Here is a 16,585-nt window from a genome sequence, read left to right as displayed (position 1 = left end):
TGGTTTGCTTTTTAAGTATAAAACCCATTTTTAATCTGTCAATCTGGGTATCAGAAACGAAGTTGTGGCAATCATCCATAAAAGTTTAGAAACATCATCAGCTTCGCGAGGCAGATGCTTTAGGGAAGTTGTTCGCATAAAAGCATTTGATCGGATAAGTGATGTTTGACTTTTGAAACAGAAGGTATTCGACAGTCATAGTATGAGTAAAAATAAAAGAGGGGATGTTCGAGATGAACAAAACAATTGATTTAGACAAGTTGAGCAGAGACGTGACATCTTTGACCGAGGATGTGATTGAAAAATCAAACATCAAGGCGGGAGAGCTATTTGTCTTAGGGTGCAGCAGTAGTGAAGTCATCGGCGGGGTCATTGGGAAAAACTCTAGTTTAGAAGTTGGCGAAGTGATTGTTGAAGCCATGCTGGAAGTTTTGGAAAATTATCGGATTAATTTTGCTGTTCAAGGATGTGAGCACATCAATCGTGCCCTTGTTGTTGAAAGGACGGTAATGGAAGCTGAAAAATTTGAAGAAGTATCGGTAATTCCGGCTGTTCATGCAGGCGGGTCTTGTTCTCTGGCAGCATTCAATCGATTTAATGACCCGGTTGAAGTCGAACATATCGTGGCTAAAGCGGGAATAGATATTGGGGATACGGCTATAGGCATGCACATCAAACATGTTGCAGTCCCCATCCGTCCGAAAGAGAAATTTTTGGGAGAAGCACATGTCACAGCTCTTGGGTCAAGGCCGAAACTTATCGGTGGTGCCCGGGCGGTTTATGAATAAAAAAATATGAGTATTTGACTTTGAGGGGATATTATCGTAAGATGGGGGCTATAAGCTTATACTATAGTGTGATTTCTTGAGAGAATGGGCTTTACCTGTAATCTGTCAAGTAATCATGATGAGCAAGCAAAAGTGAGAAATTGTTTTTGTTTAAGTGGAAACACTCGCCCCCTCTTTTTGAGGAGGAACTCTCTATAACTATAGGTGAAGCTTTAGTGGGTATTTGTTGCAGGATTTTCCTGTCAAACGACAAACCATTGAAGCTTATTTTATATGACCAAGGAGGAAACAGAAAATGGCAGTAGTTTTACATGCAGAAGAAAGAGCGTTGCGTCCACGTTCTATTCGTAAACAATTAAGGACAGCAGGAAAAGTACCAGGGGTAGTCTACGGAAACAAAATCGAGAACACAGCAATCTCTATTGATGGACCAGCCTTATCAAAAGCACTTCGAGAAAACGGTGTGAATGCTGTTTACTATGTAGAATTGAACGGAGAAAAAATCCCAACATTGCTTCATAGAACACAAACAGATACATTTACTAATGAATGGGTTCACGCAGAGTTCTTGGCTGTTGATATGAGTGAAGAACAAGAAGTTGAAGCTGAAATCGTCTTAGTAGGCTTGCCAGTCGGTGTCAAAGAGGGCGGTGTCTTGACTCAAACGTTGTATACTGCAACAGTTTCAGCAACACCAGACAAATTGCCTGAAAGTATTGAAGTCAACGTTGAAGGTTTGGCTATCGGTTCATCTATTTCAGTTGCTGATATTCCAAAACATGAGGATTATACTATCATCACTGATCCGGAAGAACAAGTTGCTTCAGTTGTAGAAATGGCTGTTGAAGAAGAGCCTTCAGATGAAGAAGCTGTAGCAGAACCAGAAGTAATCACTGAAAAAGAACAAGAAGACTAATTTTTGATTCTTACTCCTTGCTGAGGGCAGTTGCCTCGGCAGGGAGTTTTTTTGGCTAGTAAGAGAGTATAAAATCAGAAATAGAGAAAATGTTGTTATGACAATGTTTTCTCTATTTTTATTTGCGGAAAAATTGTTCATGTATAGCGAAGGCAATGAAATTTGTTTGCTATGAATTTTTTGGCTGGTTTACGTGATAAGCAGTTTTAATATAAATTTATCTCCAAACAAATAAAACGCCTATTGATTTTATATAAGACGTATTATATAGTATTAATAAAGGTTTAACACATCTTAATAAAGGTGGGAATAAAATTGAAAAAAAATGTTTATCAATTTTCTGAAGGAAATGCTGAAATGAAACCATTATTAGGTGGGAAAGGGGCGAACTTAGCGGAGATGGTAAAGCTGGGCTTACCCGTTCCGGAAGGATTTACCATTACCACTGAAGCTTGTATGACATATCTGACACAGGATCATTACTTGACAGAAGATTTAAAGTCGCAGATTTTAACAGCCTTAAAACACATGGAATCCTCCAGCGGTAAAAAATTTGATGACACTGAAAAACCTTTATTGGTATCGGTACGCAGCGGATCAATGTATTCGATGCCCGGAATGATGGATACGATATTAAATTTAGGACTAAATGATAAGACAGTGGAATCTTTAGCTGAACAAACTCAGAATGAACGTTTTGCTTATGATTGTTACAGACGCTTACTGCAGATGTTCGGTGAAGTGGTATTTGGAATCGAGAGTCAACGCTTCGAGCAGTATTTGACCCATGTGAAAGAAAAAAATAATTATGCTTCTGATAATGAGTTGACTGCAGAAGATTTAAAAGAGATAGTAAAAGTTTTTAAAGAAATTTATTTGGAATCCGTCAAGAAAGAATTCCCTCAAGGACCTATCGACCAGTTGTTTATGGCGGTAGAAGCCGTTTTCCGTTCTTGGAATAATCACCGGGCGCAAGTTTATCGCCGTCTTCACGGGATTGCAGATGACCTAGGCACTGCAGTGAATATTCAAACAATGGTTTTTGGCAATAGCGGTCAAAAGAGCGGCACAGGTGTGGCGTTTACCAGAAGTCCGGCAACCGGGGACAAACATATTTTTGGTGAATATCTTATTAACGCACAAGGTGAAGATGTGGTCGCGGGTATCAGAACTCCTGAACCAATTGATACGTTGGCTGAAAAAATGCCTAAAGCCTATGAAGAATTTATAAAAATAGCTGACTTATTAGAAAATCATTATCAAGATATGCAAGATATAGAATTTACTATTGAAGAAGAGCGATTATTTGTTTTGCAGACCCGAAGCGGTAAGAGAACAGCTGCGGCGGCTTTTAAGATTGCCTATGATTTAAAAGAAGAAGGGGTGATTTCAAAAGAACAAGCTTTGATGCATTTGAAACCTGAGATGATCGACCAGCTTCTTCATCCTGTTTTTTCCAAGGAGGTTGCCAAAACTGCCCAGGAGGTGGCTAGAGGATTGCCAGCCAGCCCAGGTGCGGCTACTGGACGCGTAGTCTTTGATGCGGGTCAGGCAAAAAAATATGTTGAAGATGGGGAAGAAGTAATTTTAGTTCGACGGGAAACATCCCCTGAAGACGTGGAAGGGATGTCAGTGAGCAATGCTATTGTTACGAGTTGCGGCGGCATGACTTCCCACGCTGCGGTAGTCGCCCGGGGCATGGGTATTTGCTGCGTGGTCGCTTGTGCTAATTTAACAATTAACGAAGCTGCACGCTCAATTATTTTCGATGGCGGGGTCATTGAAGAAGGAGACTTCATTTCGGTAGACGGCAGTAATGGTATCGTATTTTTAGGAAAGTTGGAGATGGAAAAAACGGAGGAAAGTTCCGTCTTTAAAACCATAATGTCTTGGGCGGATGAGGTGGCTGATTTAAACGTTCGTGTAAATGCAGAAACACCTAAAGATTTAACCACAGCCTTTGCTTTTGGGGCTCAGGGCGTTGGTTTAACAAGAACGGAGCATATGTTTTTTGAAGGCAAGCGTCTGACGGAAATGCGTCGACTGATTTTGGCTGGGGACAGTGCACAGCGTAAAGCCCCTTTGAAAAAATTATTGGAGATTCAAATTGAAGATTTTACAAATATTTTCAATATTACCCAAGAAAAAGCTATCGTTATCCGTTTACTTGACCCTCCTTTACATGAGTTTTTACCTCATGGTGCGGAAGAAATCCGGCAATTAGCCAAGGAACTCGAATTAACGGAAGACTATCTGGAGAAAAGAGTTCACAGTTTGATGGAGACGAACCCAATGCTAGGGCACCGGGGCTGCCGCTTAGGGGTGACGTTCCCGGAAATTTATGAGATGCAGGTGGAAGCAATCATCCGAAGCGCTTGCGGTTTAGTTAAAAAAGGGATAAACGTAGCGCCTGAAATTATGATTCCGCTAGTAGGGGTAAAAAAAGAGCTGACCATTTTAAAAGAATTGCTGATTCAAGTGGCTGATAAAATTATTGCTGAAGAAAATATTACCCTTGATTATACGATAGGGACGATGATAGAAATTCCCCGGGCATGTTTTATTGCGGATCAATTAGCTGAAGAAGCCGAATTTTTCAGTTTTGGTACGAACGACCTGACACAGTTGACTTACGGTTATTCCCGGGATGATGCAGGAAAATTCATTACGACTTATCAGCAAAAAAAGCTACTCCCGGCAGATCCTTTCCAAAAATTAGATGTTGAAGGTGTTGGCGAGTTGATGAGAATTGCGGTAGAACGAGGACGACAAGTAAAACCTGATCTGAAAATCGGAGTATGCGGTGAGGTTGGCGGAGACCCATCCTCTATAGCCTTTTTCCAACAGTTAGGTCTGAATTATGTGTCATGTTCTCCTTACCGGGTACCGATTGCTCGTCTGGCGGTAGCTCAGGCTGCCATTATGAAATAACTTAATCACAAAACAGGAGAAAATCGCGAGACATTTTTGGATTTGCTAGATGTCTCGTGATTTTTTGTAAGCTTTTTCAGACGGCTAACCAAAGTAAATCACATTTGATAAGAATAGAGCAGAAATGAATCACAGTCTTAATGGCACGTTAAGAAATTTTAATATCTGGTATCAGTCAGGATAATTTGCAGCAGATAGAAGAACAAATGATTTTTTGCTAAAATGAGAGATCGAGTTGAGTTTTATTAAAATTTTAATCTACATATTAAGTTGTGTTGTATTTTATTAGAACGTCATATATAATAGAATTAATATGAATAGGACGAGGTAATGAGAATGGAATTAACAACGAGACAAAAAGAAATAATTAAAATCGTCCGTGAAAATGAGCCGATCAGTGGGGATAAGATTGCTAAAAGATTAGGGTTGACCAAGCCTACTTTAAGGAGTGATTTATCTTTATTGACTATGACCGGGATTTTAGATGCTCGGCCGAAAGTCGGCTATATTTACTCGGGACAAACAATTGAACCCTTATTGTTTGAAGAATTGTATCATAAAAAAATTGGTGATATCATGGTGCCTCCGATACTGATAAAACAGACGACGAGCATTCAGGATGCAGTGACGGATTTGTTTTTACACGATGCAGGCAGTTTGTATGTGATTGATGATGATGACCACTTTGTCGGTTTATTATCACGAAAGGATTTGCTTCGCGCCACATTGAACAATCCCAATATTGATACATCGCCGGTGGCTATTATCATGACACGTACGCCGAATATTATTACAGTCACACCAGAAGAAAGAGTAGTGGATGCAGGTTATTTGATTGTACATCAGGAAGTTGATTCATTGCCTGTAGTAGAGACGGATGATTCGCAAAAAGTTGTCGGAAAGATTTCTAAAAGTAAATTGCTCACTCATTTTATTGAGGCTGGGCTTCAAATAGAAAAAAATAAAGAGGTATAGAGAATGAAGAAAATTACGTTATTTATCATATCTGATTCTGTAGGGGAGACAGCTCAAAAAATGATATCAGCGGTAATGGCTCAGTTTCCGAGTGTGACTGATTCAGAATTTAAACGTTACCCTTTTGTGACAGATGAAGCAGAATTAAAAGTAATCTTAAGAGATGCTCTACAGGAAAAGGCTATTGTTGTTGCAACGCTAGTAAATAGTCAGTTGGTTAAGGTACTTCAGGATTTTTCAGCTCGGACAGGACTGGAATATGTAGATTATATGTCTTCATTGACAGAAATAGTCCAAAGAAAATCCGGTGTTACCGCCATGGAGCAGCCAGGCGCACTGCATAAGTTGGATAAAGAATACTTTGATCGTGTGGCAGCCATAGAATTTGCGATAAAGTATGATGACGGAAAGGATCCTCGCGGGTTCTTGCAGTCTGATTTTGTGATCTTGGGTGTGTCCCGTACGTCTAAAACGCCGCTAAGTATGTATTTGGCAAATAAATCTTATAAAATTTCTAATCTGCCTTTGATTCCGGAGATGCCCTTACCTCAAGAGTTGCTGGACGTGCCTTCAGAGAAGTTGATTGGTTTGACAGCAGAACCGGAAAAACTGGTTGAGATCAGGAAAGCTCGTCTGAATTTCTTAGGCTTGAATGCTGATTCGCAATATGCTTGCCTTGAAAGAATCAGTGAAGAAGTTCTGTACGCAGAAGATGTTTATAAAAAATTAAATGCCACTGTGATTCATGTCGACAATCGTTCTATTGAAGAAACGGCGGCGTTTATTGAGGAATTAAGTAAGAAGTAAACAAAAATATCTAAGGGGAAACAAAAATTGTTTCTCCTTTTTTGTTGACATTAACGTTACGTTATCCTTTATAGTGTAAGCAGATTGGAAAATGAAGGGGCTGACATCAGTGGACTATACGATTAAAGCATTTGCGCAATTAACAGGAGTGACGACTCGTACCCTGCGCTATTATGACGAAGTGGGGTTATTGCCGCCTAAAAAAATCAATTCGTCTGGTTACCGTATTTATGGAAAAGAAGAAGTAGAAAAGCTGCAGCATATACTTTTTTTACGGGAATTGGAGATGCCCTTGAAACAAATCCAGTCGCTATTAAATCAGGAGGAGGGTCATTATCTGTCCTTGCTTAAAAAGCATCGTGAAGCATTACTGGAAAAGCGGGAACAGTTTGACCGTTTACTTGATTTAGTAGACCAATCAATTATGGAAAAAGAAGGAAGGATTAATATGTCAGACAAGCAAAAATTTGAAGCATTCAAGAAACAACAGCTGGAAGACAACGAAAAGAACTACGGTAAAGAAATTCGTGAAAAATATGGTGAAAAACAGGTCGAAGCATCCAACCGCCAATTTTTAAATATGTCGGAAAAAGATTATCAAGAAAGACAAGAAGTAGAAAAGGAATTGTTTGAGCTACTGAGCAAACATCAAAAAATTAACATCCCTTCAACTGAAGCAGAAAAAATCTTCCGTTTGCATAAAGCTTGGATAAGCCAAGCTTGGGGAAGATATTCCGCAGAAAGTCATAAGGGTGTGGCACAAATGTACGTTGAATCGGAGGAGTTTACCTGTTACTATGATGAGCGTACCGTCGAGGGGGCGGCAAGGTTTTTACGGGATGTTATTCATCATTATGCTTAATCGTTTACAGTTGGCAGAGTTTGATTTATTCGTTATACTTAAATAAATACTATTGTTGAAGGAGCAAATGAATGATACAAATCAAGCAATTGGTCACAGGACCAGTAGAGGCTAACTGTTACTTTATTTATAATGAGACAAGTCTTCTTATCGTTGATCCGGGGGAAGATGGGGGAAAAATCAAAGAAATGATTGCCAACTTGAATCGCAAACCGGTGGCCATCTTGCTGACACACACACATTACGATCACATCGGAGCGTTAGAAGAGATTCGCAGCACTTACGATATTCCGGTGTATGTTCATCCTTCAGAGCAAGGCTGGCTGACTGATCCTAACCTTAACTTGTCGGGACTGCGCCCGATGGATATGATTGTTTGCGAACCTGCGGAGTTTGAATTTGAACTGAAAGAATACACTTTGGGAGAGATGACTTTTGAAGTGCGTCATACACCGGGACATTCGCAAGGCGGTGTCAGCTTTGTCTTTCCTGAGGCACGATTTGTCGTGACCGGGGATGCTCTGTTTGCCGGTAGCGTGGGACGCAGTGACTTGCCCACTGGAGATAGCCGAGTGTTGATTCACGGCATTCGCGAGCAATTATTTACCTTGCCAGAAAATTATAAAATTTATCCCGGTCATCGTGGATCTAGTACTATTGGATTTGAAAAAAAACACAACCCATTTTTTCAATAATTAAAAGAAGAAGCAGGTCGATACATTCGTCCTGCTTCTTTTTTGCATATTATACATCTTTTTTACATGACTTCTCTTAATGGCTAAAGTCTTTGAATTGAAAGAATCTGTGTGCTGCGTTCTGTAAACAAACAATAATCTAACTGAATAGGAATTTTACTTTAGAGATTAAAATTTAAAAACCATTATTCTTTATCAGTTCTTTATACCACAGACCACTTTTTTTCAAAGAGCGGGCATAGTTGTTTTCTAAATCAACTCGATAAAAGCCATAACGATTTCGATACCCGTTAAGCCAAGACCAACAGTCTACAAAAGTCCATGCGTGATAGCCGAAACAATTACTGCCATCCTTAATTCCCTTATGGAGTTCTTTTAAGTGATCTTGTATAAACTCAATTCGGTAATCGTCTTGAATTACTTTATTTTCATCCATAAAGCGATCTTCATTTGAAACACCAATACCATTTTCTGACACAAACCAAGGAATATTTTTATATTCTTCTTTAATCATTATTGCCACATCGTACAGAGCTTTCGGATAAATTTCCCATCCCCTATAAACATTCATTTTTTTTCCGGGCCAGTCATAAGGAGCGTAAAAATCTTCTGGCATTTTAGCTGGGGTATTATATTCTTCGGGTGCTTTAACTCTTCTTGGCTGATAATAATTCAATCCTATGAAGTCTACAGTATTTTGAGAAATTAAATGGATATCATTTGATTGTGTTTTAGGTAAAAGGTTATTTTCCTTTAAGAGAATTTTCAAATCTTGGGAAATTTCTCCCCAAACACAAGGGTCAAGAAAACTTTTGATATTCAATAAATCGGCATTTTCTTTTGCTTTTTGGTCGTTTTCAGCTTCACTTCTTGCATACGAAGGGGAAATATTAAGAATAATTCCAATTTTTCCCTCTCTTTTAGATTTCCGAAAAGCTTCAACTGCTGATGTGTGGGCTATCAAAGTATGATATCCCACCTGCACAGCCTTTTTGAAATTTTGAATTGCTGGATAATGAAAGCCGTACAAATACCCACATTCTATGTGGACAATCGGCTCATTAAATGTTGTCCAATACTTAACGATGTCGCCGAAAAGTTCAAAACATGTTTTCGCATAAAAAGTAAAAGCTTCCACAGACTCTCGTGTTTCCCAACCACCTTTTTCCATTAGCCACCAAGGCATATCGAAATGAAAAAGATTGATGATTGGCTCAACACCATTAGCGTTTAAATTATTAAAATAAGCTCTGTAAAAAGAAACAGCTTCAGTGTTTACTGACCGGCCATCTGGTAGTAATCTGGACCAGGAAATAGATGTACGATATGAGTTCATTCCCATTTCAGCCATTCGCTGAATATCTTCGCCATATAGCTCATAAGTGTTTGATGTGTCCGTTGGTCCTTGATTCTGATAAAACTTTTCTGGTGATAGCTTAAACCATTGATCCCAAGTAGATGGGCTTTTCCCTTTAGATAGACTATAACCTTCTGTTTGGGGGGCTGAAGCTGCAGCACCCCAAAAAAAATCATTTGGAAATTTAAGCATGTTATTATTTTTCCTCATTTTCTAGGTTGAATTTGATTCCGATAATCTCGTGATTAAGGTTTGAAACAGTGACACTATTTGAAATAATTTCTAAAGGTTGTTCCGTGTACATGTCATGGCAACTTTTAATTTTTTGATTCAAGTTAAGTTCATTTAAATTTAAAGTGTACGGATGTTTTTCTTCCTTGTTAGGTATCAGAAAGGCGAATAATAAATTTTCTTTTTTGGTGAAATGCCATTCATCAATTGAATGGATGCTATGTGGCCGTGTCCCATAAATCCCTTCGCCATAAACTGATAGCCATTCACCCAATGAATCCATAATTTTTTGAGCTTCTTCAGGTAGAGAACCATCAGGTTTGGGGCCAATACCTAGGACGATGTTTCCACCTAAAGAAACAACTCGAACGACAGTTTCCAAAATTTCAGAGAAAGATTTATATTGATCATTTGGAACATATCCCCAATTTTTAGCTAAAGGGATGTTACTTTCCCAAGCTTTTGCAGGTAAAACTTCGGGTATTTTTCTCTCGGGTGTCACATAGTTTTCAAAATCTCCACCTATAGTTCGATCAACTACTAGTAGGTCAGGTTGTGTTTCACGTAATTTAGGAACTATGGTTTCCATTTCTAAATATTCATTGTTTGCTGAATTTACCCAACCTCCATCTAGCCATAAAATATCTAAATCTCCATAATTTTGACAAATTTCAGTGAGTTGATTTTCAACAAATTGATTAAATTTTTTCCAAGTCTCAGGTTCTTCAATTGGGTTGTAGCTCGCATATCTCCCCTTTGGATGTTGATTTGGTACCCAATAAAAAGGGCTGTGCCAATCGGCTTTAGAATAATAAGCACCAACGGATAACTCTTCTTCCCTGAATGACTTAGCAACCATTCCAAAAATATCGGCTTGAGGATTATCGGAATATGGGCAAGACTTATCAGTCACTTTATAATCAGAATACTGAGTGTCATACATATTAAAGCCGTCATGATGTTTGGTTGTAAATAACATGTACTTGAAGCCAGCATTTTTGGATTGTTTAGCCCAAGAGGCTGGATCGAAATTTTTAGGATTAAACGACTTGTTTAAAGACCAGTAATCTCTTCTTAACAAATTCAAATCATCTCGCCATGGCTTTTTTCTTGCCCAATCATCTTCTTCAGATAATTGCCAAGATTCAACGATCCCAGCCAAGGAATACAGACCCCAGTGGAATATAACCCCAATTTTTTGGTCTTTAAACCATTCAATTTTATCTTTTAAGGTAGTAGATAATGAAGAGTAGGTCTCACGTGCTGTGTCGTGATTTTCTTCGATATCATTTCTTATTTTACTCATTATATATCCTCATTTTTATCTTTTATTTTAACAATTGAGTCTCGCCACAAAATATCGTTAGCGACAATTAGCGTCTGTTCTTTGAGTCGATTGTTATTTCTGATTTTTTCTAATATCCGATCAGCTGCCAAAGAGCCAATTTCGGCAACACGTTGTTTTATGACCGTTAATTTTGGTGAAAAGATGTCGCTTGCATCAAAATAATCATAGCTAGCGAATGAAATATCTTTACCTATCTCTATCTTTTGTTCATGAATTCTTTGCAGAGCTCCAAGAGACATATTATAGTTACAAACGAAAACTGCTGTCGTCTCTTGCGATAGCAAGTAATCCATACCTCGAGACCCGCTCTCCTTGGAATAATCCCCATAAAAGACTAATTCTTCAGGTAAGACTTTGTTGTGAGATTTAAAAGCATCAAAGACACCTTGGAGTCTTTCTCTTGAGACATAATCCGTTTGAGGAGCTGCAATTACTCCAATTCTGTTGTGATTTAGATCGATCATTTTACTGATAACTTTTTCTGTACTGACACGGTTATCGACAATTATTGAATCCACTCTAGGTAAATCTAAGGGGGTAATAATTGAAATAATGGGAATATCTATTTGATTCAGCATGGAAACTTGTTCCCAATCCTTTTCTATTCCGACTACAATTAATCCTTCTACTGACCTAGAGCGGAAATAATCAATTTTTTGTTCAATACGAGAAGGGTCATCTCGATAGCTGGATAATAGGATTGTATAGTTATGACGTTCTAAAATGTCATCAATCCAAGCAACAAGAGAAGCGCTGAAATTACTTTGCATATTATTTATTAGTAGACCAATTGAACGGGTTTGATTACTTTTCATACCTTTAGCGAAAAAATTTTCTGTGTAGTTTAATTCTTTGATTGCTGCTTCAATTTTTTTGACATTTTCTTCCCTAAGTTTATGACCGTTTAAATACCTTGAAACACTACCAACAGATACACCAGCATGTTCTGCAACTTCTTGTATTGTCGCCATCATTATGACCCCTTTTATTTAATTTAATTTATCAGTTTTTATTGCTTTATTACTAGCTATCACAAAGGGTAAGTATAAAAATATATCTAGTATAAACAGTGCGGCAGACAGTAGAGTTGCCGGAATATCACCAGCGGTAGTCACCCAAGCCGTTAGGATAGGAGGTAATATCCAAGGTGGGATTACAACACTTTTAGCAACTAAACCAAGTGCAGTTAGCGGGTATGCAATCCCTAGATTTATTAGTGGAATACAAATGAATGGAATAACAAAAAAAGGATTCATTACTACAGGTATTCCAAACATTACAGGCTCGGAGATATTGAAGATACTAGGAAGCAAACCGATTTTACCTATGTCACGGTAGTCTTTTCGTTTAGACCCAATGAATATGGCAATCAGTAACGGTAAAATGGCACCAGTCCCTCCAAGTAACGTATACATCCCAATCCAGGGGTTTGTAACGATATTTGGAATAACATCACCAGCAGCAAAAGCATCAACATTTTGTTGGATTGCTGTTAACATAGATGGAGATGTTACTGATGAGACAATATTCTGTCCATGTAGTCCGAAAAACCAAAAGACTTGTGTAAATAATTGTACCACAACTAGACCTAAAGGTGATTCCATTGCATATTGAAGAGGTGCAGATATTATTTTTTCAATAATAGCAGGAACAGTTGAATCAGTTGTTTTTACAAAAGCAAAAGTAAGTGTTGCAAATATTATGATAACTAAGCTTTCTGGAATCAATGAATTGAAAGAGTCTGATACAGCAGGTGGTACACCTTCAGGCATTGAAATTCTAAATTTTTTGTTTTTGGAAATTCTTAATAGCAACTCTGTTCCAAGTAATGCTGCAATAATCCCCACGAACATACCGCCAGATGAAGTAAGAGATTGTAAATACACACCATATACTTCAACGCTTTCTTCAGAACCAATCGGTGTAACAGGGTTTATTAAAGGGAACATAATCAGTGTTAATGCCAAGCTCAAGATTCCAGCATGAATAGGATTTAAAAATTTTGCTTCGATATCCCCTTGGTTAATATAATGATTAGCTAATCGATAGCCAATGATAAAAGTTAAAAATATAGTCATAACCCCCATGGTGCCATTATTTACCATGAAAGCCAGGTCTGATAGGAAATTTAAACTGCTAATGTTTGAAAATACCAATGAATTTAATAATATGAATAAAGAATTCACCATGATAATTGGCATAATATCAATAAAACTATCACGTACTGCGACCAAATGTTTTTGATTTGCCATTTTAGATGCAAAAGGCATCAACCAACTACCTAACTTATCTGTAAAAGACATACTTACTCCTACTTTCTCTTTTTACTTGAATCGATTCAAGTTCATTAAAGCACAATTTGAATTCGTTTGCAACATTTATTTTTAAATAACAATTATTTGTTGAATCAAACTGGACAGGGCACTCTAATCCTGATGATTCAAAGGAACTCCTTTTATTCTGTGCTAATCCAGCGATTTTCTATGACTGCTTTTGTTTTAATCGAAATAGAACGGAGGAAACTCTCATAATTTTTTTGAATCTCATTTTCTCAGGTAGTCCCTTTGTTCTTAGTAAGTTTTATCAAGATACTTCGAGAGGTGTCTTTGTATTAGAAACAAAATAATCCACAGAGAATTTCTCTTATTAGTGGGGAAAATTGTTACAAAAGGAAAATTGTCCAGCAGAACTTTCTTGTTTTAAGCCAACGAAAGAGACTTTAAGCCACAGAGGAAATCGCTAATTTACACTGAAGGTTCGATTTCTGTGATGAGATAGATGATATTTTCCAAGGTGTGTTATAATTTTTATGACTAAAAACAGAATTTGGAGAATTAGATGGAAAACAATGAGCATCACTATGGATTGATGACCGCTATTACTATGATAGTCGGTATTTGTATCGGTTCAGGAATTTTTTTCAAAGCAGATGACATTTTACGTTACACTGGAGGAGATGTTGCTCTGGGGGTGGTCGTGTTATGTTTAGGTGCCTTCAGCATCATCTTTGGGAGTTTGAGTTTGACAGAATTGTCTGTGAGGACAGAAAAAAACGGGGGACTGGTTGGGTATTTTGAAGATTTTATTTCTCCTGAGATTGCCAGCGCCTTTGGCTGGTTTCAGACTTTTTTATACATCCCTTCAATAAACGTAGTGGTTTCGTGGGCGGCAGGCATTTATACACTGATGATGTTGGGTGTCACCTCCACTCTTGAAAGACAGATTTTAGTGGGAGCAGTTTATTTATTACTTATTTATGGTATGAATTATCTATCTTTGCGACTTGGGGGAAATTTTCAAATTATTACCACTTATGTCAAGCTGATTCCTTTAGCTGGTGTTGCTTTATTAGGTATGTTTTGGCAGCCGGACGTTGCACTAGAGACTAGCGGGCAAGTTGCTACGACTAACTCGTCGGGCTGGTTGTGGCTTGCAGCACTGGCGCCGACAGCTTTTTCCTATGATGGCTGGCCTGTTGCTACAAGCATTACGAATGAAATAAAAAATCCAAAACGCAATATGCCCTTAGCGCTGATTATTGGACCGACCGTTGTTTTGACTGTTTATGTCCTTTATTTTTTAGGAATCAATCGAATTCTTGGGGCAGAGTATATTTTGCAAGTCGGAGATCAAGCGATTTATGATGTGGGCAGACTGTTATTGGGAGAACGAGGGGGAGCAATTATCTTATCGTTTGTCGTCGTTTCAGTTTTAGGGGTGACTAACGGACTGACGATCGGTAACTTGCGAATGCCTCAAGCTCTAGCTACGAAAAATATGATTCCTTTCGCTAAAGAAGTTGGCGAAGTAGATATGAAAAAGAAATTATCGAAGAACTCTTTTTATATTTCATTGTTCTTTTCCATATTTTGGATGCTGATTCATTATTTGACTCAGAAGATGAATCTTATCCCCGGTGGAGACATTAGCGAGATTGCTATTATTTTCGGCTATATTTGTTACCCTGTTTTGTACGTAAAAATCATTCAGATGTATTGGAAAAAAGAAGTAAAAAGTGTATTTAAAGGGTTGTTGTCCCCTGTTTTAGGAGTTCTAGGCAGTTTGATTATCGTTTTAGGCGGCATTATCAGTAATCCTGTCAGCGTGTCGATTTTTATTGGCATTTGTTTTATAGTCAGTCTAACTGGTTTTATTTATTACAGGAAAAAGACATTTGGGAAAAGGAGCTTCAGGGATTAGGGATGTTAGACCTGAAGTTTTTTGCATTTTGTTGATGGAGACAGAAATTGAAAGTGCCAAAATCCCATATAAAATGCGCAATATGATAAACTAATGATAGATGAATAAAATTTAGGAGGCATTACGTTGAATCAAGAAAGATTACACAATATTTTAGCTAAAATGACTGAAAAAAAAGTAAGCCAGTTATTGGTTTCTGATCCTACCACAATATTTTATTTGACGGGGGAATGGATTCACCCGGGAGAACGTCTGCTAGTTCTGATGTTAAAAGCTAACGGAGAACATGTTTTATTTCTAAACAAACTCTTTACCATTAATAATGAGTTAGGTATCAAAATCGTTTATTTAGATGATACAGATGACGGGGTTGGTATTCTATCTGAATATTTAGATGAAACCCAAGGGATTGCTGTGGACAAAGTTTGGCCGGCTCATTTTTTGATTGCCCTAATGAAAGTGATGAAGAAGGAAATCGGGGAAATCGCACTTGGTTCCGACATTACTGATGCGGTGAGAGCTCGTAAGTCGGCAGAGGAAATTGAATTGATGCGTGAAGCATCTAAAGATAACGATGAGGCGATGAAACAGTTGATCGCTTTAATACCGGAGAAATTAACAGAACTAGAAATGACTGATAGATTGAAAGAAATTTATCGACAGTTAGGAAATTCTGGTGTTTCCTTTGATCCCATTGTTGCTTACGGAGCCAATGGTGCTGACCCTCATCACATGACAGATGACAGTGTGGTGACTGAAGGGGATAGTATTATCTTGGATATCGGCGGGGTAAAAAATGATTACTGTTCTGATATGACCCGCACTGTTTTCTACCAATCTGTTTCCGACCGGCACCGGGACATTTATAATATTGTCTTGGAGGCAAACCGCCGTGCGATTGAAGCAGTCAAACCCGGTGTTAAATTTTCTGACATTGACGGGGCGGCCCGTGATTACATTACAGAAAAAGGTTACGGGGAATACTTTACTCATCGCACAGGTCATTTTATCGGACTTGAGTGTCACGAAGCAGGAGATGTTTCCGCAGTCAATACATCAGTGGTGGCACCGGGAATGATTTTTTCTATCGAGCCGGGGATTTATTTGCCAGGTGAAGTAGGTGTTCGCATAGAAGATTTGGTGGTGGCAACTGAAACTGGCTATGAAAATCTCAATCATTTTCCAAAAGATCTGATGATTGTAGGGGAAAATAAATAGTTTTGGAATTAGGGGATTTCTGAATAGCAAAAGGTTAAAATTTTAAAAAATAATTGTAAACCGTCGTTATATGTCGTGTTCTAGAAATTTTATTTTAGAGCACAGCATAAGTACGATGGTTTTTTATTGGCGCCGATAGTAAAATTAAGCTAGACAAATAAAAAAAGTCATCTGTGCTACACTCAAGATAGTTCCATCCAAAGAATTATAAGGAGTGAGTACAAATGACCTACACCCATCTTACACCAAACGAACTC

General features: G+C 38.1%; 13 protein-coding genes. 9 read left to right on the top strand and 4 right to left on the bottom strand.

Annotation, left to right across the window (positions count from 1 at the left end):
- The first annotated feature begins 233 nt into the window (after positions 1-233).
- The 7 genes from CBF29_RS10680 to CBF29_RS10650 all read left to right on the top strand — a co-directional run bounded on the left by CBF29_RS10680 (position 234) and on the right by CBF29_RS10650 (position 7,974).
- The gene (locus tag CBF29_RS10680; RefSeq protein ID WP_126809716.1) at positions 234-788 is read left to right on the top strand and encodes a TIGR01440 family protein; all 555 of its coding nucleotides are present in this window, start codon (positions 234-236) and stop codon (positions 786-788) included.
- Positions 789-1,083: 295 nt separating this feature from the next.
- A complete protein-coding gene (locus tag CBF29_RS10675; protein ID WP_126809715.1) occupies positions 1,084-1,704 on the top strand; it encodes a 50S ribosomal protein L25/general stress protein Ctc in 621 nt (206 codons plus the stop codon).
- A gap of 315 nt (positions 1,705-2,019) precedes the next feature.
- The gene (gene ppdK / locus CBF29_RS10670; protein WP_170170051.1) at positions 2,020-4,635 is read left to right on the top strand and encodes a pyruvate, phosphate dikinase; all 2,616 of its coding nucleotides are present in this window, start codon (positions 2,020-2,022) and stop codon (positions 4,633-4,635) included.
- 336 nt (positions 4,636-4,971) lie between these two features.
- Positions 4,972-5,610 carry a helix-turn-helix transcriptional regulator gene (locus tag CBF29_RS10665; protein ID WP_126809714.1) on the top strand — a complete coding sequence of 213 codons (639 nt, stop codon included), beginning with the start codon at positions 4,972-4,974 and terminating at the stop codon, positions 5,608-5,610.
- 3 nt (positions 5,611-5,613) lie between these two features.
- Positions 5,614-6,417 carry a pyruvate, water dikinase regulatory protein gene (locus CBF29_RS10660; protein WP_126809713.1) on the top strand — a complete coding sequence of 268 codons (804 nt, stop codon included), beginning with the start codon at positions 5,614-5,616 and terminating at the stop codon, positions 6,415-6,417.
- A 91-nt stretch (positions 6,418-6,508) separates the two neighbouring features.
- Entirely contained in the window at positions 6,509-7,279 is a 771-nt protein-coding gene (locus tag CBF29_RS10655) for a MerR family transcriptional regulator (RefSeq protein ID WP_211334283.1), read from the top strand.
- Between the two features lie 71 nt (positions 7,280-7,350).
- Positions 7,351-7,974 (top strand): MBL fold metallo-hydrolase, encoded by a 624-nt coding sequence (locus CBF29_RS10650; protein ID WP_126809712.1) that lies wholly within the window; start codon positions 7,351-7,353, stop codon positions 7,972-7,974.
- 175 nt (positions 7,975-8,149) lie between these two features.
- On the opposite strand, the gene CBF29_RS10645 is transcribed toward CBF29_RS10650, so the two are convergent.
- From CBF29_RS10645 to CBF29_RS10630, 4 genes are read right to left on the bottom strand one after another with little or no spacing between them, the layout of a single operon-like run.
- Entirely contained in the window at positions 8,150-9,523 is a 1,374-nt protein-coding gene (locus CBF29_RS10645) for a glycoside hydrolase family 1 protein (protein ID WP_126809711.1), read from the bottom strand.
- A 4-nt stretch (positions 9,524-9,527) separates the two neighbouring features.
- Positions 9,528-10,868: an alpha-L-fucosidase gene (locus CBF29_RS10640; RefSeq protein ID WP_126809710.1), complete on the bottom strand. Its 1,341-nt coding sequence runs from the start codon at positions 10,866-10,868 to the stop codon at positions 9,528-9,530.
- The gene (locus tag CBF29_RS10635; protein WP_126809709.1) at positions 10,868-11,881 is read right to left on the bottom strand and encodes a LacI family DNA-binding transcriptional regulator; all 1,014 of its coding nucleotides are present in this window, start codon (positions 11,879-11,881) and stop codon (positions 10,868-10,870) included. The genes CBF29_RS10640 and CBF29_RS10635 overlap by 1 nt, the downstream gene beginning before the upstream one ends.
- 18 nt (positions 11,882-11,899) lie before the next feature.
- Positions 11,900-13,213: a PTS sugar transporter subunit IIC gene (locus CBF29_RS10630; protein WP_126809708.1), complete on the bottom strand. Its 1,314-nt coding sequence runs from the start codon at positions 13,211-13,213 to the stop codon at positions 11,900-11,902.
- Between the two features lie 535 nt (positions 13,214-13,748).
- Between CBF29_RS10630 and CBF29_RS10625 the strand changes: the two genes are divergently transcribed.
- Together CBF29_RS10625 and CBF29_RS10620 are read left to right on the top strand one after the other, a co-directional pair.
- The gene (locus CBF29_RS10625) at positions 13,749-15,110 is read left to right on the top strand and encodes an APC family permease (protein ID WP_126809707.1); all 1,362 of its coding nucleotides are present in this window, start codon (positions 13,749-13,751) and stop codon (positions 15,108-15,110) included.
- A 126-nt stretch (positions 15,111-15,236) separates the two neighbouring features.
- Positions 15,237-16,328 (top strand): M24 family metallopeptidase, encoded by a 1,092-nt coding sequence (locus CBF29_RS10620; RefSeq protein WP_126809706.1) that lies wholly within the window; start codon positions 15,237-15,239, stop codon positions 16,326-16,328.
- The last annotated feature ends 257 nt before the right edge of the window (positions 16,329-16,585 follow it).

This window comes from Vagococcus elongatus (assembly GCF_003987645.1).
In the GTDB taxonomy this organism is placed as follows: Bacteria; Bacillota; Bacilli; order Lactobacillales; family Vagococcaceae; genus Vagococcus_A; species Vagococcus_A elongatus.
The sequence above is the reverse complement of the archived record's forward strand: the minus strand, read 5'-3'. Positions and strand labels throughout refer to the sequence as shown.

Coding starts and splice junctions, on each gene's coding strand:
- CBF29_RS10680 (WP_126809716.1), top strand. CDS start 234: ATGAACAAAACAATTGATTTAGACAAGTTGAGCAGAGACGTGACATCT.
- CBF29_RS10675 (WP_126809715.1), top strand. CDS start 1,084: ATGGCAGTAGTTTTACATGCAGAAGAAAGAGCGTTGCGTCCACGTTCT.
- CBF29_RS10665 (WP_126809714.1), top strand. CDS start 4,972: ATGGAATTAACAACGAGACAAAAAGAAATAATTAAAATCGTCCGTGAA.
- CBF29_RS10660 (WP_126809713.1), top strand. CDS start 5,614: ATGAAGAAAATTACGTTATTTATCATATCTGATTCTGTAGGGGAGACA.
- CBF29_RS10655 (WP_211334283.1), top strand. CDS start 6,509: ATGAAGGGGCTGACATCAGTGGACTATACGATTAAAGCATTTGCGCAA.
- CBF29_RS10650 (WP_126809712.1), top strand. CDS start 7,351: ATGATACAAATCAAGCAATTGGTCACAGGACCAGTAGAGGCTAACTGT.
- CBF29_RS10645 (WP_126809711.1), bottom strand. CDS start 9,523: ATGCTTAAATTTCCAAATGATTTTTTTTGGGGTGCTGCAGCTTCAGCC.
- CBF29_RS10640 (WP_126809710.1), bottom strand. CDS start 10,868: ATGAGTAAAATAAGAAATGATATCGAAGAAAATCACGACACAGCACGT.
- CBF29_RS10635 (WP_126809709.1), bottom strand. CDS start 11,881: ATGGCGACAATACAAGAAGTTGCAGAACATGCTGGTGTATCTGTTGGT.
- CBF29_RS10630 (WP_126809708.1), bottom strand. CDS start 13,213: ATGTCTTTTACAGATAAGTTAGGTAGTTGGTTGATGCCTTTTGCATCT.
- CBF29_RS10625 (WP_126809707.1), top strand. CDS start 13,749: ATGGAAAACAATGAGCATCACTATGGATTGATGACCGCTATTACTATG.